Origin of the sequence: Pseudomonas sp. ArH3a (assembly GCF_022648765.1) — a bacterium.
Lineage (GTDB): Bacteria > Pseudomonadota > Gammaproteobacteria > Pseudomonadales > Pseudomonadaceae > Aquipseudomonas.
Genome location: NZ_CP080330.1, coordinates 2,331,114 through 2,350,105 on the forward strand (window position 1 = coordinate 2,331,114; position 18,992 = coordinate 2,350,105).

The window sequence follows — 18,992 nt, forward strand, 5'->3', positions numbered from 1 at the left end:
GGCAAGCCTAGGGGGATTCGAACGGGCTGTCCACGCGGGCTTTGAACAATCGCTGGCTGGCGCGTACCAGCCAGCAGGCGAGGATAAACGGCGCGGTCAGCGCCGGCAGTTGCAGGGCGCTGAACCCCGGCGTGAGCGTGATTGCCAGGCCGATGCCGAGCAGCGGCAACCAAGGCTGGCGGCGCGTCTGGCTCAACGCCAGCGCGGCCAATGCTGGGTTATAGCTGTGCAGGCCGAGAAGGGCGCTGCTGGTTTCGCCCATCAGCAGGGCGATCAGCACGCCACTGGCGGCACCGATCAGCGCCCACAGCGCGGCACGACGGTCGGCCAGCAACAGCCCAAACGCAATCAGGGCGCCGGCCAGTGGCTGGTCCAGCAGCATGATTTGTGCGAGCCCGGTGAAGGGCGCAGTGAGCACGCCGAGGGTGTCGGGTTCGCTCAAGGTGAAGGTGCCTGCAGGCACTGTGCCCAGCAGCAACCAGGCGAGGCCGACAAAAGGCGCGGTATAGGCGGGCAAGTCATCCGCTTGCGTGGCATGTTTTAACCATTGGCGCGTGAGCATCGCACTCAAGCCGCCGCACGCCAGGATCAGCGGCGGCAATAAGGCCGACCACGCGAAGTGCTGGCTGATCAACAAGCCCAGCAGCACGCCGTTGTAGCTATAAAGGCCGGCCTGGCGCTCAGCCTTGGGGTAACCCCGGCGCTGGGCCGTGAGCAAACCCGCCACACCACCCAGCAGCGCCCCGCCGAACAAGGCCGGGGCGCCGATCAGGATGGCCAGCAGGCACAGCAGGCCACACAGTGGCTGGCGTTGCAGGAAGATCTGGCTGAAGCCGTTGAGCAAGGCTTCGGCCCAGTCGGGGCAGGGTGGGTTGTGCATTGTGGTTTAGTCAGTGAGACCGAGTTGCCCCCAATCGCAGGGAAGCCAGCTCCCACATTTGAATGTATTGGCACATCAAAATGTGGGGGCCGGGCTTGCCCGCGATGAGGCCCCAACAGGCGCTAAATCAATGTCTCGATGCGCAGCGAATTGGTCGACCCCGGCTTGCCAAACGGCACCCCGGCGGTAATCACCAACGTATCCCCGCGCTGCGCCATCCCTTGGGCCTGGGCAATCTCCAGCGCGGTGGAACACACCTCATCCACTTGGCGCAGCCGATCATTCACAACCGAATGCACGCCCCACGCCACGCTCAAGCGCCGCGCCGTGGACAGGTTCGGCGTGAGGTTGAGGATCGGCGCCACCGGCCGTTCCCGCGCGGCGCGCAGGCTGGAGCTGCCGGACTCGCTGTAGTTCACCAGCACCGCCACCGGCAGGATGCTGCTGATGCGCCGGATCGCGCAGCTGATTGCATCCGACACCGTGGCATCGGCCTTGGGCCGGCTGACGTCCAGCTGTGTCTGGTAATCCGGGCCGTTTTCCACTTGGCGGATGATCTTGCTCATCATCTGCACGGCTTCCAGTGGGTATTCGCCCGAGGCGGTTTCCGCCGACAGCATCACCGCGTCCGCGCCTTCGGCCACCGCATTGGCGACATCGGTGACTTCGGCACGGGTCGGCGCCGGCGAGAAGCGCATGGACTCAAGCATCTGCGTGGCCACCACCACTGGCTTGCCCAACTGGCGGCAGGTGCTGACGATGTCTTTCTGGATCTGCGGCACGCTTTCGGCGGGCACTTCAACGCCCAGGTCGCCTCTTGCCACCATGATTGCGTCACTCAGCTCGGCGATTTCCTGCAAGCGTTGCACGGCCGATGGCTTCTCTATCTTGGCCATCAGGAACGCCTTGTCGCCGATCAACTCGCGGGCCTCGCGGATATCTTCCGGGCGCTGCACAAACGACAGCGCCACCCAGTCCACGCCCAGTTCCAAGCCGAAGCTCAGGTCGCGGCGGTCCTTGGCGGTCAGCGGGCTGAGTTCCAGCAAGGCTTGCGGGACATTCACGCCCTTGCGGTCAGACAGTTCGCCGCCATTCAGTACGGTGGTGTCGATGGCGTTGGCATGTTTGGTGATCACCCGCAGGCGCAACTTGCCGTCGTCCAGCAACAGGTCCATGCCCGGCTCCAGCGCCGCGATGATTTCCGGGTGGGGCAGGTTGACCCGGCATTGGTCGCCCAGCGTCGGGTCCAAGTCCAGGCGCAGGGCCTGGCCGCGCACCAGTTGTACTTTGCCCTCGGCAAATCGCCCGACCCGAAGCTTCGGCCCTTGCAGGTCCATGAGGATGCCCAGCGGATAATTCAGCTGGCGCTCGACCTGGCGAATCCACTGGTAGCGCTGGGCGTGATCGGCGTGATCACCATGGCTGAAATTCAGGCGGAAAATATTCACCCCGGCTTCCACCAACTCGCGAATATCGTCAATGCTGTCGGTCGCCGGGCCGAGGGTGGCGAGGATTTTGACCTTCTTGTCAGGCGTCATGTTGGGCAGTCTCAAGAATCAGGATGGCGCGGAAATCGTTGACGTTGGTGCGGGTCGGCTCGGTGACGATCAAACCGTCGAGGGCAGCGAAATAACCGTAGCCATTGTTGTTATCAAGCTCATCGCTGGCCGACAGGCCCAAGGCTTCGGCGCGGGCGTAGCTGGTTGGGGTCATGATCGCGCCGGCGTTGTCTTCCGAACCGTCGATGCCGTCGGTGTCACCGGCCAGGGCGTAGACGCCGGGCAGGCCCTTGAGGCTGTCGGTGAGGCTCAGCAGGAATTCGGCATTGCGCCCGCCACGGCCATCGCCGCGCACGGTGACGGTGGTTTCACCGCCGGAGAGGATCACGCACGGCGCCGCCAATGGCTGGCCGTGTTGCACGATCTGGCGGGCGATACCGGCATGAACCTTGGCCACGTCCCGTGCTTCGCCTTCGAGGTCGCCGAGGATCAACGGGCTGAACCCGGCTTGGCGCACTTTCACCGCCACCGCTTCGAGGGATTGTTGTGGGCGGGCGATTAATTGGAAATGGCTGCGCGCGAGCAGCGGGTCGCCGGGTTTGACGGTTTCCGACGCCGGGTTCTGCAACCAGCTGCGCACCGAGGCGGGCGCATCGATGCCGTAGCGCTTGAGAATCGCCAGGGCTTGTTGCGAGGTGCTTGGGTCACCGACGGTGGGGCCGGACGCGATGACGGTGGCCTGGTCGCCCGGCACATCGGAGATCGCGTAGGTGTACACCGTCGCCGGCCAGGCTGCCTTGGCCAGTCGCCCGCCCTTGATCGCCGAGAGGTGCTTGCGCACGCAATTCATCTCGCCGATGGTCGCGCCGGATTTGAGCAGGGCTTTGTTGATGGCCTGTTTGTCGGCCAGGGTGATGCCTTCGGCGGGCAGCGCCAGCAAGGCAGAGCCGCCACCGGAGAGCAGGAAAATCACGCGGTCGTCTTCGGTCAGGTTGCTGATCAGTGCCAGCACGCGCTTGGCCACCGCCAAGCCCGCCGCATCGGGGACCGGGTGCGCAGCTTCGACCACTTCGATTTTTTTGCACGGTGCGCCGTGGCCGTAGCGGGTGACCACCAGGCCCGAGACGTCGCCCTGCCAGCAGTTCTCGACAACGAGGGCCATGGCCGCCGCGGCTTTGCCGGCGCCGATCACGATCACTCGGCCGCTGCGGTCGGCGGGCAGGTAAGGTTCAAGGACTTGCCGGGGGTGGGCGGCGTCGATGGCTGTGGCAAACAGCTCGCGAAGCAGGTGTTGCGGATCGACCGACATAAGCGGGCTCCCGGGGGATTTTTGTTTTTAGGTTTGAAACGTGGAACTGGGACAAAAATGTGGGCGCTGGCTTGCCTGCGATAGCGGTCTGTCAGACAACTGATCTGTCACTGAAAAACCGCTATCGCAGGCAAGCCAGCTCCCACACAGGTCTGCATTTCAAATTGAATTATTTATCGCGAATCGAAAAATTCGCCATATGCTCCAACCCCTTGATCAGCGCCGAGTGGTCCCAGTTGCCACCGCCAATCGCTGTGCAGGTGCTGAACACCTGCTGGGTGCCGGCGGTGTTCGGCAGGTTGATCCCCAGTTCCTTGGCCCCGGCCAGCGCCAGGTTCAAATCCTTCTGGTGCAGGTTGATACGGAAGCCCGGATCAAAGGTGCCCTTGATCATGCGTTCGCCATGCACTTCGAGGATCTTCGACGAAGCAAAACCACCCATCAGCGCTTCACGCACCTTGGCCGGGTCGGCGCCGTTTTTCGAGGCGAACAGCAGCGCTTCGGCCACCGCCTGAATATTCAACGCGACGATAATCTGGTTGGCCACCTTGGCGGTCTGGCCATCGCCATTGCCGCCGACCAGGGTGATGTTCTTGCCCATGCTCTGGAACAGCGCCAGGGCGCGTTCGAAGGTATGCGGCTCGCCCCCGACCATGATGCTCAAGGTGCCGGCCTTGGCGCCGACTTCACCACCGGACACCGGGGCGTCGAGGTACTGCGCGCCGGTCTTATTGATCTTGGCGGCAAAGGCTTTGGTGGCGGTGGGCGAGATTGAACTCATGTCGATCACCACCTTGTTCGGCGACAAACCGGCCGCAACGCCATCGGCGCGGAACAGCACGTCATCGACCTGCGGGGTGTCCGGCACCATCACGATGATGAACTCGGCTTCCTGGGCCACTTGCTGGGGGTTGGCCAGGGCCACGGCGCCGGCGTCGATCAGCTCGGCCGGGGCTTTGCCGTGGTGCTCGGACAGGAACAGTTGGTGGCCGGCCTTTTGCAGGTTGGCGGCCATGGGTTGGCCCATGATGCCGGTGCCGATAAATCCGATTTTAGCCATGATCAAAATCCTCTTTTTATTAGATGGGCAGGCCTGTCTCGGGTCTGCCAAACACCGAAGATCTGCTGTGGGAGCTGGCTTGCCTGCGATAGCGCTCGATCCGTTACAGATTGATCGCCTGATACACCGCCATCGCAGGCAAGCCAGCTCCCACATTGTTCTGTGGTGTGTCTGTTAGATCGCGTTGTGGGTTTTGAGCCAGCCCAAACCCGCTTCAGTGGTGGTCAACGGCTTGTACTCACAACCAACCCAACCCGCGTAACCAATGCGGTCCAAATGCTCGAACAGGAAGCGGTAGTTGATCTCCCCGGTTCCGGGCTCGTTACGCCCCGGGTTGTCGGCCAGTTGGATGTGGTTGATCTCACCCAGGTGCGCAGCCAGGGTCCGGGCCAGGTCGCCTTCCATGATTTGCATGTGATAAATGTCGTATTGCAGGAACAGGTTGGCGCTGCCCACTTGCTCGCGAATCGCCAGGGCCTGGGCGGTGTTGTTGAGGTAAAAGCCGGGGATGTCACGGGTGTTGATCATCTCCATCACCAGCTTGATGCCCGCCGCTTGCAGCTTGTCGGCGGCGTACTTGAGGTTGGCGACAAAGGTTTTTTCCACGGTTTCGTCGTCAACGCCTTGCGGCCGGATGCCCGCCAGGCAATTGATCTGGGTATTGCCCAGCACCTGGGCGTAGGCGATGGCCAGCTTGACCCCAGCACGGAATTCCTCGACTCGGTCCGGGTGGCACGCCAGGCCGCGTTCGCCCTTGGCCCAGTCGCCGGCCGGCAGGTTGAACAGCACTTGGGTCAGGCCGTTGGCGTCCAGTTGCGCCTTGATTTGGGCGGAGCTGAATTCGTACGGGAACAGGTACTCGACACCCTGGAAGCCGGCATCGGCAGCCGCTTTGAAACGGGCGAGAAAGTCCTGTTCGGTAAACAGCATCGACAGGTTGGCGGCAAAACGCGGCATAAGGTTCTCCTTAATCGAGCAGGGAAATGGCAGTCGGCGCATCGTTGCCGACCAGGGCCAAATCTTCGAATTCGTTGACGGCGTTGATCTCGGTACCCATGGAAATATTGGTCACGCGCTCCAGAATAATCTCAACAATCACTGGCACCTTGAACTCTTCGATCATTTCCTTGGCCTTGCGCAACGCCGGCGCAATCTGGTCCGGTTCGAATACGCGCAGGGCCTTGCAACCCAGGCCTTCGGCGACGGCGACGTGGTCGACGCCATAACCGTTGAGTTCCGGGGCGTTGAGATTGTCGAAAGACAGCTGCACGCAGTAGTCCATTTCAAACCCGCGCTGGGCCTGGCGGATCAAACCCAGGTAGGAGTTGTTCACCACCACGTGGATATACGGCAGCTTGAATTGCGCGCCCACGGCCAATTCTTCGATCATGAACTGGAAGTCATAGTCGCCCGAAAGCCCCACGACTTTGCGGCTTGGGTCAGCCTTGACCACCCCGAGCGCCGCCGGAATGGTCCATCCCAACGGGCCGGCTTGGCCGCAGTTGATCCAGTGGCGTGGCTTGTAGACGTGCAGGAACTGCGCGCCGGCAATCTGCGACAGGCCGATGGTGCTGACGTAGCAGGTGTCTTTGCCGAACACCTGGTTCATCTCTTCGTACACGCGTTGCGGCTTGACCGGCACGTTGTCGAAGTGGGTCTTGCGGTGCAAGGTGGCCTTGCGTTGCTGGCAGTCATGCAGCCAGGCGCTGCGGTCCTTGAGCTTGCCTGCGGCTTTCCACTCGCGGGCCACTTCAATGAACATCGTCAGCGCAGACCCTGCGTCGGAAACGATGCCCAGGTCCGGGGTGAACACGCGGCCAATCTGCGTCGGCTCAATGTCGACGTGAATGAATTTGCGCCCCTCGGTGTACACCTCCACCGAACCGGTGTGGCGGTTGGCCCAACGGTTGCCGATGCCCAGCACCACGTCCGATTTGAGCATCGTCGCGTTGCCATAACGGTGCGAGGTTTGCAGGCCGACCATGCCCACCATCTGCGGGTGATCGTCCGGGATCGTGCCCCAGCCCATCAGGGTCGGGATCACCGGGATGCCGGTCAATTCGGCGAACTCCACCAGCAGCTCGCTGGCGTCGGCGTTGATCACGCCGCCGCCGCTCACCAGCAAGGGGCGTTCGGCTTGGTCCAGCAGCGCCAGGGCTTTCTCGACCTGGATGCGCGTGGCCAATGGCTTGGCCAGCGGCAGCGGTTGGTAGGCGTCGATGTCGAATTCGATCTCGGCCATCTGCACGTCGAACGGCAGGTCGATCAGCACCGGGCCAGGGCGGCCGGAGCGCATTTCATAGAAAGCTTTCTGGAAGGCATACGGCACTTGGCCAGGCTCCAGCACAGTGGTCGCCCACTTGGTCACCGGCTTGACGATGCTGGTGATGTCGACGGCTTGGAAGTCCTCTTTGTGCATCCGTGCACGCGGGGCTTGGCCGGTGATGCACAGAATCGGGATCGAGTCGGCCGAGGCGCTGTACAGGCCGGTGACCATGTCAGTGCCCGCCGGGCCCGAGGTGCCAATGCACACGCCGATATTGCCGGCCTTGGTGCGGGTGTAGCCCTCGGCCATGTGCGAGGCGCCTTCAACGTGGCGAGCAAGGACGTGATCGATGCCACCGACCTTCTGCAAGGCCGAATACAGCGGGTTGATGGCGGCGCCTGGGATACCGAAGGCGGTGTCCACACCTTCACGGCGCATCACCAGGACGGCGGCTTCGATTGCTCTCATTTTGCTCATGGTTTTGGTGCCTCTTGCGTTTTGTAATTGTATACAAGTGGTGTCTGGTCAAAGTGTATTCACGGCGAGCGGCGCAGGTCAATGCATTTTATAAATGCGCCTTTACGTTCGTCGGAAGCGCTTTTTTCGACGTGTGGAGCGTTTGTGCGAAAATATTGTATACAAAAACAAATGTCATTGTGTTCTATTTGTTCGATTGGGCATCTGATCAAACAGACCTCCACCGCTTTCTCAATAACAAAAGAAGGACGGCACCATGAGCGCTTTAACCTTGAAACTCGCCACCCAACTGGCCAGCCAGGCCCTTCACGCAGGCCGAACCATTTCAGCCGCACCGCTGACCATTGCAGTGCTCGACAGCGGCGGGCACTTGGTCACCCTGCAACGCGAAGACGGCGCCAGCCTGCTACGCCCGCAAATCGCCATCGGCAAGGCCTGGGGCGCGATTGCCCTGGGCAAGGGCTCACGTTTGCTGGCACTGGACGCCCAGCAGCGCCCGGCGTTTATCGCGGCGTTGAACAGCCTGGGGCAGGGCAGCGTGGTGCCGGCGCCGGGCGGGGTATTGATTCGGGATCAGGCGGGTGCGGTGCTGGGGGCGATTGGGATCAGTGGGGATACGTCGGATATTGATGAACAGTGTGCGATTACGGCGATTGAGGGGGTGGGGTTGTTGGCGGATGCAGGGGTGTCTGCCTAGCCTTCGGTGACAGGTAGATTGCTATCGCGGGCAAGCCCGCTCCCACATTGGTCGGTGTGCACACCACTAACCCTGTGGGAGCCGGCTTGCCCGCGATGGCGGCGACTCGGTCTACAGTCAAAGCCAGATCGCATCCCATAACGGGTAGTCGCCAAACTTCTTCACCAGGCCTGCTCTCAATGGGTTGGCCACAATGTAGCGAGCTATGCCCTCCAGGCTTTCCTCACGGCGCACGGCATGATCGTGAAAGCCAGGTTGCCAAAGACGGCCTTGGCGACCGGCAACACCATTAATGATTCGAGTACTTTTGGATTTTACTTGGCGCATCAGGTCGCAAAGGGAGCCTTTCTCCAGAGAGATAAGCCAGTGGAAATGGTCAGGCATGACCACCCATGCCAAGGATGTCGCCAGGCCTTGGTTCTGGGCGATTCGAAATTGTTGTACCACCAGTCGGCCTAGCTTGAAGTCCTGGAAAATGGGCTCGCGATCAAGGGTGTTGCTGGTCAGCAAGTAGATACGGTTGGATTCGTTGTAACGACCGATGCGCAGTCGTTTTGATGCGGGGAGATCAGGCATTCCATGGCCTCTCTTCAGATGGTGTTCTGAGAGGCTAGGTGTGGAAAGCTGGGGTTGATTAGCAGGCTTTTGGCAGGATGTGTCTGGGAGGGCGCTATCGCGGGCAAGCCCGCTCCCACATTGGTTTTGCGGTGTTCATACATAGTGTGTCTGGCATAGATTCCAATGTGGGAGCTGGCTTGCCTGCGATGGCCACACCACGGTCTATCAGTCCGGCTCACACCCCTTCAACACCAACCGAATAATCGTCTGCGCCGCTGCTTCATAATCCGCCTCATCCAGCTTGGCTTTCCCGGTTACCGCCGATATCTGCCAATCAAAATCGGCATACGTCTGCGTCGCCGCCCAGATGCTGAACATCAGGTGATTGGGGTCAATGGCCGCGATCAGGCCACGGTCCACCCAGCTCTGGATGCAGTCGATGTTGTGCTTGGCCTGGGCGTTCAGCTGCTCGACCTGCTGGCTGCTCAGGTGCGGCGCGCCGTGCATGATTTCGCTGGCGAATACTTTGGAGGCAAACGGCAGGTCGCGGGAGATGCGGATTTTCGAGCGGATGTAATTGCTCAGCACCACCGCCGGCTCACCGTCGGGATTGAACGGCGTGGACGCCGCCAGGATCGGCTCGATAATACTCTCGAGCACCTCGCGATAGAGGTTGTCCTTGGACTTGAAGTAGTAGTAAACGTTGGGCTTGGGCAGCCCGGCCTTGGCGGCGATGTCGCTGGTTTTGGTCGCGGCGAAGCCCTTGTCGGCAAACTCCTCGCTCGCCGCCCGCAGGATCATTTCTTTATTGCGCTCGCGGATGGTGCTCATAGACCAGCAGTTTCCTTGCCAAGACAGGCGGTTGCGCATGGTAGCACCGGCTTGACGCAGCGCTCAAGAATGCAGGCGCAGCCTTGCACGCCGGGCGTTGCAGCTGACTTTGTCTGTGTGGATGCTGAACGTATTCATGGTAGTACCGGCACCGGCTGGGCGCGCTGCTAGAGTTCGGATCAGCGACGCGGCCAATACGGTCGCCGTTCAGTCCAGTATTGGGCGTTCGAGTGAGAAACCGTGGAGAAAAGCAGGCCACGTACGTTCGCCTGAGTCATAGGCGCGTTGTTGCTAGTCGCGCTGTCGATTGGCCTGGGCATGCACTTCTTTGGCGGCGCCCACAAAGGCAGGCCAGTACCAGCCCGGTGCTAACGTGATCAAAGTGCTCGACCGCGTGCAGCAACGGCTGCCCACGTTACGCGCGAGCCTGCCGGGCACCTTGAGCGTGGCGGTGCTCACCGACCGCACCCAGACCATCCGCGCCTCGTTTACCGATGTGCAGTACGAGCTGGGGCTGGCGATATTGCTGGTGGTGATCGTGATCTCGCTGTCCATCGCGCTGGGTGGGTTGTTTTCGTTGCCGAACTGCATTTGGACGTTGGGCCCGGCGTTGGAGACGACTGTTGATGGCGGTGCGCGGGAGGCGGCGGCCAAGCAGGCTGAGGCGAGTTATGACCAGATCGCGGCGAATTATCGGGGCACGGTGCTGAGTGCGTTGCAGAATGTTGAGGACAATTTGTCGGCGATCAATCATCTGCAAACCCAGGCGGATGCTTTCCAGCAGGTGTACCAGCGCAATCAGCAGTTGTTAGGGAGTCAGGAGGCGCAGTTGCGTGCGGGTACCGGGCGGTGCTGACTCAGCAGTGGGAGTTGCTGCAAGCCCAGCAAAACTTGCGCGACACCCAAGGCAGTTGAGCCAAGGCCGTGTCGCGCTGATTCAGAGCCTGGGCGGCGGCAGGCAGGCACCCTGATTAGCTGAGACATCGTAATCCAACTGTGGGAGCTGGCTTGCCTGCGATGGCGGCCTGTCGGTTGGCCGGGTTACCCACGGATTCAAACCTGCGTGCGGCCAGCGGGGTTAACGGGGCGAATCAGATCAACAGCAATCCTCCGTGCAGTAGAGAGACCTATATTCCCTCCCGGTCGCCGCGTTATATTCGCGGCACTTTAACCGCAGGATGAACGCGTCATGGCAGGAAGCAGTTTGCTGGTACTGATCGACGACATCGCCGCCGTCCTCGACGATGTGGCGTTGATGACCAAGATGGCTGCCAAAAAGACCGCCGGGGTGCTCGGTGATGATTTGGCGCTTAACGCCCAGCAGGTCTCCGGGGTTCGTGCCGAGCGGGAAATTCCGGTGGTGTGGGCGGTGGCCAAGGGCTCGTTTCTCAACAAGTTGATCCTGGTGCCCGCGGCGCTGTTGATCAGTGCGTTTGCACCGTGGGCGGTCACGCCGTTGTTGATGTTGGGCGGCGCTTATCTGTGTTTCGAGGGCTTTGAAAAGCTCGCGCATACGTTTTTGCACAAACGCACCGAGGAGCAGGCGCATCTGGTCGAGGCGGTGGCGGACCCGGCGACTGATCTGGTGGCGTTTGAGAAGGACAAGATCAAGGGCGCGATCCGTACCGACTTCATTCTCTCGGCGGAAATCATCGCCATCACCCTGGGCACTGTGGCCGATGCGCCGCTGATGCAGCAAGTGGTCGTGTTGTCGGGCATTGCCATTGTGATGACCATCGGCGTTTACGGCCTGGTTGCCGGTATCGTCAAGCTCGATGACCTGGGCCTGTGGCTGACGCAAAAGCCCGGCCAGGCGGCGCGTAGCGTCGGTGGGGCGATTCTTCGCGCCGCGCCTTACATGATGAAAAGCCTGTCGGTGATCGGCACGGCGGCGATGTTCATGGTCGGCGGCGGGATTCTCACCCATGGCGTGCCGGTGGTGTACCACTGGATCGAGACGGTAAGCCAGAGTGTCGGCGCGATGGCGTGGTTGATGCCGACGCTGCTCAATGCGGTGGCTGGGATTATCGCCGGGGCAGTGGTGCTGGCGGTGGTTTCGCTGGTGGGCAAGCTGTGGAGTGCGGTGAAACGCTAGATTGGCATTCGCTGCGAATATAGATACGATGCTAATCATTAGCTTGCTATCTAAGTGTTCGCTGAATGAAGCTTCCCGCGTTTCAACTGCCTGACTTCTGGCAAGCCACCCTGGCGCCCTCGCGTACCGATCTGCTGTTTGCCTTGCGCAACATGATCGCTGGCGGGGTCGCGTTGTATCTGGCCTTTTGCTTTGACTTGCAGCAGCCGCAATGGGCGCTGACCACGGTGTTTATCGTCGGCCAGTCCACCAGCGGCATGGTCCTGGCCAAGGGCGCCTATCGGTTGCTGGGCACGTTTGTGGGCGCCGTGGCTTCCATCGCGATGATTGGCATGTTCGGTCAGGCGCCATTGCTGTTCCTGCTGTGCATGGCGTTGTGGTTGGCGTTTTGCACCACGGGGGCGTCGTTGCTGCGCAATCATGCCTCTTATGGCTTTGTGCTGGCCGGCTACACCACGGCCATTATTGCCTTGCCCGCGACCGCCGCGCCGCTGGGCGTGTTCGATGAGGCAGTGGCGCGCTGCCAGGAGATCAGCCTGGGGATCCTCTGCGCCACGATCGCCAGCACGATCTTATGGCCGCGCCGGGTTGAGCAGACCCTCGCGGTTCAAGGTCGTGGCGCCTGGCAGGCGGGAATGCGCGCAGCAGCCTCGGAGCTGCTGGGGGCGGATCAGCGCAAGGGCTTGCTGGAGGCACTGGGCCGCTTGGTCGCGGTGGACGCCCAGCGCGACCATGCCTGGTTTGAAGGCCCCAAGGGGCGGCGCCGCTCCCAGGCGTTGCGGGTGCTCAGTCGGGATCTGCTTGGCCTGCTGCGCGCAGCGCGAGGCGTGGCCCGTCAACGGATGATGCTGCCGGACACGACGCTCATTGCGCCTTGGGTGGATGAGGTGGCCGCGACGTTGCAGCAAGAGCGGCATGAGGCGCTGCCTGAATTGTCCCGTCGCCTCATGCTGGCGCTGGATGACCCAGATTTGAGCCCAGAGGCGCACTTTTGCCTGATGCAATTGGCCCAGGTTCTGCGGTGGGTGAAGCTGGGCGAGCTGACCCTGGCGGCCGTTGAGGCGGGCAGGGTGCCGCCCGGCGCGCCGGGGGCCATGTCCTGGCATCGGGATATCGAGCAGGGCGTGCTGGGTGGGTTACGCAGTGCATTGGCGTTTTTGGCCGTCGCGGCGTTCTGGGTGTTTACCGCCTGGCCGTCGGGGTTGGGTGCGGTGTCGATCAGCGGTGTGGTACTGAGCCTGTTTGCCGCGCGGGAAAACCCTTCGGCCGCCAGCCTGAATTTTCTCAAGGGCATCGCGCTGTCGATCCCGGTGGCCGGCGTTGTACGTTTTGCTTTGCTGCCTGGGTTTGATGGTTTTCCGTTGCTCTGCCTGGCGTTGGGTGTGCCGCTGTTTTTCGCTTCGCTGTGCATGAGCCGGGTGAAGCTTGCGGCCACCGCTTCGGCGTTCTGCATCTTCTTCGTCAATAACATCGGGCCGAGCAACCTGATGACCTACGACATCGCCGCCTTTCTGAACAAGGCCATCGCAACCCTAGTGGGCGTCGGGATTGCGGTGGTGGTGTTTCGGCTGATCCAGCTCAACCCCGGCGAGCACCACTATCGGCGGATGTTCAAGGCTTCGTTGTTTGACCTGGCGCAGCTGACATCGCGCCCTTTGGAGCAGGCCGAGAGCTGGTTTGGCGGGCGTATGGCCGATCGCTTGATTCGCCTGTCGCGCTACAGCGAAGCCTTGCCCGCCGACCGCCGCCACCATTGGGACAACGGCTTGTTGGGGCTGGACCTGGGCGATGAATTGCTGGAACTGCGCGCAAGCCTATCGAACAGCCAAGGCTTGCTGGCGATTGAACGCGATGGGTATTTACGGCAGTTGGCGGCGGCGCTCAAGCGAGGTGGGCCGAGCAAGCCAAATGCGTCGTTGCTGGATGCGCCCAGCGCTGCGTTACTGGAAGCGCTCGAACAGCCATTGGCGCTGGCCGAGCAGGATCGCGAGATGGCCCGGGCGGCGGTGCTGCAGTTGCGGTTTACCTGGCAGAAGTGGTGTTAGCGGGGCAGCTATTCGACCACTGGGTTCTAGGCGTGGAACGGCATAGCGAGCAACGAATAGCTGATTCATTCTCTGGTACAGATTTAAAGCTGTTTAAGCTGAATCCTACAGTTCGGATTTACAGGCATTTATAGGACGCGTCGAGCTGCTTCATGTGAAGCGGCACGATAAAAGTGGATCGTTAAGGGGTTAAGGATGAACTGGTGTTTTCAAGCGATAAAAAACTATGCCAAGTTCAGTGGGCGAGCCTGTAGACGCGAGTACTGGGCGTTTGCATTGATGGACATAATGATCGTTTGGGGGGCTATTTTAGTAGCGTATCTGGCAAATGTTTCTTCGAGTCGGTGGTTTATCGTCCCATTTGGTTTGTACGTGTTATTGATGATCCCCCCCGCAGTGTCGGTGACATTCCGCAGGCTTCATGATGTAAACATCACGGGGGCGTATGCACTGTGGTTTTTGATACCGGTTGTTGGTTTTATAATGGTGTCCATCCAGTTGTTCACTCAAGGCGATAAGGGGGAGAACGATTACGGTGAGCCTCCTGGTAAAAATATTAGCTGAGTAAGTGAGTAAAATCCGCGCAATAAAAAAGGCCATTCAATCGAATGGCCTTTTTTGTGGACGTTTACTCGGCGATCTGCAACTTGCGCGACTCTGTATAAATGTAGCGCACCTTTTCATACTCAAACGGCGAGTTCATCTGACCGTAGCGGAAGCTGGTCTGGTAGCGCTTGTCGACGGCGCGCAAGGCCCAGATTTCCGGGTGGTTTTCGCTGACTTTGGACACGTTGAGGAAGTTGATCTGGGTTTCGGCGCCGTAGTCGACGATCAGGCCGGCGGTGTCGCGCAGGTTCGAGGGGCCGAAGATCGGCAGCATAACGTAGGCGCCGCCGGGTACGCCGTAGAAGCCCAGGGTCTGGCCGAAGTCTTCGCTCTGGCGCGGCAGGCCCATGGCGGTGGCCGGGTCCCACAGGCCGGCGATGCCGATGGTGGTGTTGAGCAGCAGGCGCCCGGTGGTTTCCAGGGAGCGATGGCCCTTGAGTTGCAGCAGGCTGTTCATCAGGTTGGGCACGTCGCCCAGGTTGTTGAAGAAGTTGCTCACGCCGGTGCGCAGGAAGCTCGGTGTGACGTAGCGGTAGCCGTCAACCACTGGCAGGAACACCCATTGGTCGAAGCGGTAGTTGAAGTGGTACACGCGGCGGTTCCACGATTCCAGCGGGTCGTACACGTTGAGCGCGGTCAGCGATGAGCGCTCGAACTCGCGCTGGTCCAGGCCGGGGTTGAACTTGAGCTTGGTCAGCGGCTCCTTGAAGCCGTCAGAGTCGACCTTGACCGGTTCGTGCGCCTTGCTGTTGTCGGCATTGGCGACGCCCGCGCACATCAGGGCGGCGAGCAGCAGAAGATATTTAGCCACGGAAGAACTCCAGCATGGCGTCGGCGTTGACGCGGTAATTGAGGTTGCCGCAGTGGCCGCCCAGCGGGTAGACGGTCAAGCGATCGCCGAAGGTTTTACGCAGGAAGCCGAGGTCGCCCGGGCCGAGGATCACGTCGTCGGCGTTGTGCATGACCGCGATTTTCGGGCTGCTGTGCAGGTAGTCCTTGAGCGCATACAGGCTCACTTGGTCAACCAGTTGCAGCAGGCTGCCGCCGTCGGAGCGCGCGCGCCACATCGGGATCACTTGTTCGGTGAGGTAGCAGTCGAAGTCGCATTGCAGCGCACGCTTGAGGAACGGCGTGAGGCTGGTGCCTTCGGTGATCGGGTATTTGGGCGGGATGATCAGGCCGCGACGGTTGATCAGGTCCGAGGTGAAGGCAATGTCGGCCGCCGAGAAGCGGAACGAGGTGCCGATCAGCATCGCCATCTGTTCGTTGGTCAGGTGCTGCTTGGAGTTCTGGAAGTCGTAGAGCAGGGCGTCATTGAGGTCGATGTAGCCCTTTTGCTGGAAGTAACGGGTCAGTTTGCTCAACACCAGCTCATAGAAGGTGGTGGTGTTGTTGATGCCCTTGACCTCGGTCTGTACCAGCTTGTCGAGGTTGGTGATCGAGGTGTAGAGGTTGACTGGCGGGTTGAGCAGCAGCACTTTCTTGAAGTTGAAGCTGCGACGGGTTTCGTCGAGCTTGCTGACAAACGCCGCATCCAGGGCACCCAGGCTGTAGCCGGTGAGGTAAAAGTCGGTCACCGGCAGCGAGGCGTTTTGCGCGCGCACGGCCTGCATGACGCGGTACATGTCTTCGGCGTCTTCCTGGGTGATACCCGGCGTGGCGAAGCGCGAGGCGGCGCTGATGAAGTCGAAGCTGGTCGGCGACGACAGCTGCACCACGTGGTAGCCGGCCTGGTAATAGAGCTTTTTCAGGTATTCGTTGATGCTGCTGTCAAACCGCGCACCGGTGCCTGCGATCAGGAAGATCAGCGGCGCGGCGCGGTCTTGCTTGGCGATGCGGTAGGTGAGTTTCTTCACCGCCCAGAAGTTGTCCGGCAGGCTGAACTCGCGCTCGGGGCGCATGTTCAGCGTGTAGTCGGACTGGTTGATCTCGTCGTCGCTCGGCAGTTTAGGCCGCAGGTCAGGCGGCGTGGTGGCGATGGTCGCTTCGAACGGGTTGGTCAAAGGGTAGCCATAGCTGGCCTGGTCGATATCGACGGCCAGTGCTGACGCACTCAAAAATAGGCTGCCCAGAAAGGCAGCGCAGCGCAAGGAACGGAGCATGACTTAATCCCTAAGAGGAAAGGTGCTGAATGAAGTTCGCAGGCTATGACCACCGCGTTGCCACCGAAGTGCCAGCGTTCGGCACGAAAAGTCGGAAAAAAACGTCGGAATCGGGGTAATAGTAGCCAGAAGATACACTTTGCCACGCGTTGATGGACACTAATTGTGTGTATGCGCCTTGCTAACGGCCGCAGGCGCATTAAGCTGAGCGCCGTTTTTGCCTATCGGAGTGCTCCATGTCCCGCCGTCTGCCGTTGATTTTGCTGCTTATTGCCTTGCCGTTATGGCTGGCCGCCAGTTATGGCGCACGTTACGGTTTTATGGAGGATGGCCAGTGGGTTGGCATCTGCGCCGATGAGGCCAGCCGTTGGGAATGCCAGCTGCGTTCGAACTTGGGGCTGATGATCCACTTCAAGGTGCTGGGCTGGGCGGCGCTGGTTGCGTCGGTGCTGGCGTTCTTTGTGCCGGGCCGTTTGGGATGGGGGTTAGCGGTACTGGGGCTGGTGTTCGGGTTTCCCGCGCTGGCGTTGTACAACACTACGTTTGCGGTGTTTGCGGTGGTGATTGCGGGGCTGCGGTTGGTCAGGAAGCCTCGGGCTGCCTGATAGGGCCTCATCGCGGGCAAGCCCGCTCCCACATTTTGACGGTGTGAACACAATCAAATGTGGGAGTTGGCTTGCCGAGTCGTCGCAACGCTGCGATAGCGGTCTTAAGCCTTGCGCACCCGCAAGCAACGCCACAACGCTACAACCATCAGCACGCTGACCACCGCCCAACCCCACGCCTGCTGGTTCAGCAACCCTTCGCGATACAGTTGCGGCGCGATGCCGGCACCGATGATAAAGGCCAGCAGCGCAATCTCCCGACGCGGCCCAGTCACCGGGCGAATCAGGTAAACCAAGGCCGGCAGCACCAGTGCCGCACTTGGGAAGCTGCGATAACGCGGGTCAAACACCAGCGCCAACATCATCACCGCACCGGCGAACCCGGCGATTGCCAGCAGCCAGCCCGCGCGTCGCTCCAGCCAGTTGAAGGCCTGCTCGCGCCAACCTTCGCGGGCGCTCAGTATCAGCGCGGCATGGGCCAACACCAGCAGGTTCAACACCACCAGCAAGCCTGCCCACACCCATTCATCGTTGAAGCGCGCGGTCACGCGGGTCAGTTCGGCCCAGGTGCCGATGGAGCAGGCTGCCACGGCGCCGAGCAATGGCAGCATGAGTGCGGCGCGAGTACTGCGAACGCGCCCGCCGAGTGCCAGGGTGCCCAGCAGGATAATCCCGCCCACGCCCAGCCATAGCGGCCAGTACGGCACATTGGTCACCGGCCCGGCAAGGATGCCCTTGTCCTGGCGATCGGCATCAAACAGCCCCCAATAACCGCCGACGGCGCCTTCACTGGCGCGTTTCCACGGTTGGTCAAAGGCTTCGATCAGGTTGTAGCGCCAGCCATTGGCCTCGGCCATCGCCACAAAGCCGCGCATGAACTTGGCCTCGTTGACCCGGCTAGGCACCGCGGTTTCACGCTGGCGGCCTTCACTGGGCCAGCCGGTCTCGCCGATCAGCACGTCTTTGGGCGCGAACTTGTGGCCGAAGGTCTGGCGTACATCACCTACGTGTTTGAGCGCCTGGTCGATCCCCGATGGGTCATCTTCCCAGTACGGCAGCAGGTGAATGGTCAGGAAGTCTACCGCCGGGGCGATTTGCGGGTGTTGCAGCCAGAACTCCCACACGTCGGCATAGGTGACTGGCTGCTTTATCTGGCTTTTGACTTTATGGATCAGCGTCACCAACTGCTTGGCGGTGACTTCCTTGCGCAGCAGGGCTTCGTTGCCGACGATGACCGAGGTGATCACATCGGGGTTGGCGTTGGCCGCCGCGATCAACTCGTCGACTTCTGTTTCGGTGGCCACCGGGTCACTGCTGACCCAGGCGCCGGCCATCACCTTCAGCCCGTGCTTGCGCGCCATGCCCGGCAGGGCTTCCAAGCCGGTCATGGAGTAGGTGCGGATGCACTCGAAGCGGGTGGCCAGCAGCGCCAGGTCGGCGTCCATGCGCTCGGGGCGCAGCGTGAACGGCTGATCGAACGGCGATTGGTCTTTGTCGAACGGCGTGTAGGAGGCACATTGCATTTTGTGGCTGGCGCTGGCCACGTCCGGCAACACCACTGGCCGGCCGAGGCCGTACCAATAGCCGACAAGGGCGAGCACGCCGAGGATTAAGGCGAAGAAATAGGGCAGGGCAGGGAAGCGGGCAGTCGCGGGCATGGTCGGCTTATCTGGAGGAGCAAAGGCGCGCATCTTACCCGGAATTAGCCCGTCCCAGTGGGGCTGCATAATTTAGACATGCAAAGTTCGGGCGGGATTTTGTTGCGATGTCCTACAAATCGTCCTGCTGGCGATGTGATGTCGTTTCCTGCTTACCTGAGGTCGCAGTCAGAGCAGGTCCAAGGCCCCGTCAGGTTGATGATCGAAGCGTCAGCACTCCACTGATGTCGCCGCCGTCGGATCGATGCGCGTGAAGGGGGCGCGGTGCACCACATAACAACAGGTTGACGTCGCTCGGCATCCG

At 61.2% G+C, this 18,992-nt stretch carries 16 protein-coding genes and 2 pseudogenes; 7 read left to right on the forward strand and 11 right to left on the reverse strand.

The genetic code is table 11. The features are described from left to right. Nucleotides 1-7: 7 nt before the first annotated feature. From K0P33_RS10660 to gcl, 6 genes are all read right to left on the reverse strand, one after another. Nucleotides 8-880, reverse strand: a complete 873-nt coding sequence (locus tag K0P33_RS10660; RefSeq protein ID WP_242155172.1) for an urea transporter — start codon at nucleotides 878-880, stop codon at nucleotides 8-10. Nucleotides 881-1,002: 122 nt separating this feature from the next. After that, nucleotides 1,003-2,418: a pyruvate kinase gene (pyk, locus tag K0P33_RS10665; protein ID WP_094950734.1), complete on the reverse strand. Its 1,416-nt coding sequence runs from the start codon at nucleotides 2,416-2,418 to the stop codon at nucleotides 1,003-1,005. Then, nucleotides 2,408-3,688, reverse strand: coding sequence for a glycerate kinase (locus tag K0P33_RS10670; protein ID WP_242155174.1), 1,281 nt, complete (start codon nucleotides 3,686-3,688; stop codon nucleotides 2,408-2,410). The genes pyk and K0P33_RS10670 overlap by 11 nt, the downstream gene beginning before the upstream one ends. A gap of 169 nt (nucleotides 3,689-3,857) precedes the next feature. Next, on the reverse strand, nucleotides 3,858-4,748 hold the full coding sequence (locus K0P33_RS10675) for a 2-hydroxy-3-oxopropionate reductase (protein WP_094950732.1): 891 nt from the start codon (nucleotides 4,746-4,748) through the stop codon (nucleotides 3,858-3,860). Nucleotides 4,749-4,922: 174 nt separating this feature from the next. Continuing rightward, a complete protein-coding gene (gene hyi, locus K0P33_RS10680; protein ID WP_242155176.1) occupies nucleotides 4,923-5,705 on the reverse strand; it encodes a hydroxypyruvate isomerase in 783 nt (260 codons plus the stop codon). Between the two features lie 10 nt (nucleotides 5,706-5,715). Further along, nucleotides 5,716-7,491: a glyoxylate carboligase gene (gene gcl, locus K0P33_RS10685; RefSeq protein ID WP_242155178.1), complete on the reverse strand. Its 1,776-nt coding sequence runs from the start codon at nucleotides 7,489-7,491 to the stop codon at nucleotides 5,716-5,718. Between the two features lie 256 nt (nucleotides 7,492-7,747). Here gcl and K0P33_RS10690 point away from each other — a divergent pair, with 256 nt between their 5' ends. Continuing rightward, nucleotides 7,748-8,188 (forward strand): heme-binding protein, encoded by a 441-nt coding sequence (locus K0P33_RS10690; RefSeq protein WP_094950729.1) that lies wholly within the window; start codon nucleotides 7,748-7,750, stop codon nucleotides 8,186-8,188. Nucleotides 8,189-8,305: 117 nt separating this feature from the next. Here the strand turns inward: K0P33_RS10690 and K0P33_RS10695 are convergent, their stop codons facing one another. Both K0P33_RS10695 and K0P33_RS10700 read right to left on the reverse strand, forming a co-directional pair. Beyond that, complete coding sequence (locus K0P33_RS10695; protein ID WP_094950728.1) at nucleotides 8,306-8,764, reverse strand: transposase; 459 nt, start codon at nucleotides 8,762-8,764, stop codon at nucleotides 8,306-8,308. Nucleotides 8,765-8,971: 207 nt separating this feature from the next. Beyond that, nucleotides 8,972-9,577 (reverse strand): TetR/AcrR family transcriptional regulator, encoded by a 606-nt coding sequence (locus tag K0P33_RS10700; protein WP_083359383.1) that lies wholly within the window; start codon nucleotides 9,575-9,577, stop codon nucleotides 8,972-8,974. A gap of 352 nt (nucleotides 9,578-9,929) precedes the next feature. Here K0P33_RS10700 and K0P33_RS10705 point away from each other — a divergent pair. From K0P33_RS10705 to K0P33_RS10725, 5 genes and pseudogenes are all read left to right on the forward strand, one after another. Continuing rightward, nucleotides 9,930-10,121 (forward strand): annotated as a pseudogene (locus tag K0P33_RS10705) (efflux RND transporter permease subunit); the annotation flags it as partial. Nucleotides 10,122-10,133: 12 nt separating this feature from the next. Next, nucleotides 10,134-10,548, forward strand: a pseudogene (locus tag K0P33_RS10710) (TolC family protein); the annotation flags it as partial. Nucleotides 10,549-10,766: 218 nt separating this feature from the next. Continuing rightward, the gene (locus tag K0P33_RS10715) at nucleotides 10,767-11,672 is read left to right on the forward strand and encodes a DUF808 domain-containing protein (protein ID WP_242155180.1); all 906 of its coding nucleotides are present in this window, start codon (nucleotides 10,767-10,769) and stop codon (nucleotides 11,670-11,672) included. Nucleotides 11,673-11,737: 65 nt separating this feature from the next. Continuing rightward, a complete protein-coding gene (locus K0P33_RS10720) occupies nucleotides 11,738-13,717 on the forward strand; it encodes an FUSC family protein (protein ID WP_242155181.1) in 1,980 nt (659 codons plus the stop codon). Between the two features lie 195 nt (nucleotides 13,718-13,912). Next, nucleotides 13,913-14,281, forward strand: coding sequence for a DUF805 domain-containing protein (locus K0P33_RS10725; RefSeq protein WP_242155184.1), 369 nt, complete (start codon nucleotides 13,913-13,915; stop codon nucleotides 14,279-14,281). Between the two features lie 64 nt (nucleotides 14,282-14,345). Here the strand turns inward: K0P33_RS10725 and K0P33_RS10730 are convergent, their stop codons facing one another. Then, complete coding sequence (locus K0P33_RS10730) at nucleotides 14,346-15,134, reverse strand: VacJ family lipoprotein (RefSeq protein ID WP_094950724.1); 789 nt, start codon at nucleotides 15,132-15,134, stop codon at nucleotides 14,346-14,348. Next, nucleotides 15,127-16,425, reverse strand: a complete 1,299-nt coding sequence (locus K0P33_RS10735; protein ID WP_094950723.1) for a serine/threonine protein kinase — start codon at nucleotides 16,423-16,425, stop codon at nucleotides 15,127-15,129. The genes K0P33_RS10730 and K0P33_RS10735 overlap by 8 nt, the downstream gene beginning before the upstream one ends. 236 nt (nucleotides 16,426-16,661) lie before the next feature. Between K0P33_RS10735 and K0P33_RS10740 the strand changes: the two genes are divergently transcribed. Beyond that, nucleotides 16,662-17,030 carry a hypothetical protein gene (locus K0P33_RS10740; protein WP_094950722.1) on the forward strand — a complete coding sequence of 123 codons (369 nt, stop codon included), beginning with the start codon at nucleotides 16,662-16,664 and terminating at the stop codon, nucleotides 17,028-17,030. Nucleotides 17,031-17,134: 104 nt separating this feature from the next. On the opposite strand, the gene K0P33_RS10745 is transcribed toward K0P33_RS10740, so the two are convergent. Next, nucleotides 17,135-18,688 (reverse strand): glycosyl hydrolase family 17 protein, encoded by a 1,554-nt coding sequence (locus tag K0P33_RS10745; protein ID WP_094950721.1) that lies wholly within the window; start codon nucleotides 18,686-18,688, stop codon nucleotides 17,135-17,137. Nucleotides 18,689-18,992 lie beyond the last annotated feature (304 nt).

What these genes read in the sequence shown, in the direction of transcription:
- K0P33_RS10660 (WP_242155172.1), bottom strand. Translation starts at nt 880, where the DNA reads ATGCACAACCCACCCTGCCCCGACTGGGCCGAAGCCTTGCTCAACGGC.
- pyk (WP_094950734.1), bottom strand. Translation starts at nt 2,418, where the DNA reads ATGACGCCTGACAAGAAGGTCAAAATCCTCGCCACCCTCGGCCCGGCG.
- K0P33_RS10670 (WP_242155174.1), bottom strand. Translation starts at nt 3,688, where the DNA reads ATGTCGGTCGATCCGCAACACCTGCTTCGCGAGCTGTTTGCCACAGCC.
- K0P33_RS10675 (WP_094950732.1), bottom strand. Translation starts at nt 4,748, where the DNA reads ATGGCTAAAATCGGATTTATCGGCACCGGCATCATGGGCCAACCCATG.
- hyi (WP_242155176.1), bottom strand. Translation starts at nt 5,705, where the DNA reads ATGCCGCGTTTTGCCGCCAACCTGTCGATGCTGTTTACCGAACAGGAC.
- gcl (WP_242155178.1), bottom strand. Translation starts at nt 7,491, where the DNA reads ATGAGCAAAATGAGAGCAATCGAAGCCGCCGTCCTGGTGATGCGCCGT.
- K0P33_RS10690 (WP_094950729.1), top strand. Translation starts at nt 7,748, where the DNA reads ATGAGCGCTTTAACCTTGAAACTCGCCACCCAACTGGCCAGCCAGGCC.
- K0P33_RS10695 (WP_094950728.1), bottom strand. Translation starts at nt 8,764, where the DNA reads ATGCCTGATCTCCCCGCATCAAAACGACTGCGCATCGGTCGTTACAAC.
- K0P33_RS10700 (WP_083359383.1), bottom strand. Translation starts at nt 9,577, where the DNA reads ATGAGCACCATCCGCGAGCGCAATAAAGAAATGATCCTGCGGGCGGCG.
- K0P33_RS10715 (WP_242155180.1), top strand. Translation starts at nt 10,767, where the DNA reads ATGGCAGGAAGCAGTTTGCTGGTACTGATCGACGACATCGCCGCCGTC.
- K0P33_RS10720 (WP_242155181.1), top strand. Translation starts at nt 11,738, where the DNA reads ATGAAGCTTCCCGCGTTTCAACTGCCTGACTTCTGGCAAGCCACCCTG.
- K0P33_RS10725 (WP_242155184.1), top strand. Translation starts at nt 13,913, where the DNA reads ATGAACTGGTGTTTTCAAGCGATAAAAAACTATGCCAAGTTCAGTGGG.
- K0P33_RS10735 (WP_094950723.1), bottom strand. Translation starts at nt 16,425, where the DNA reads ATGCTCCGTTCCTTGCGCTGCGCTGCCTTTCTGGGCAGCCTATTTTTG.
- K0P33_RS10740 (WP_094950722.1), top strand. Translation starts at nt 16,662, where the DNA reads ATGTCCCGCCGTCTGCCGTTGATTTTGCTGCTTATTGCCTTGCCGTTA.
- K0P33_RS10745 (WP_094950721.1), bottom strand. Translation starts at nt 18,688, where the DNA reads ATGCCCGCGACTGCCCGCTTCCCTGCCCTGCCCTATTTCTTCGCCTTA.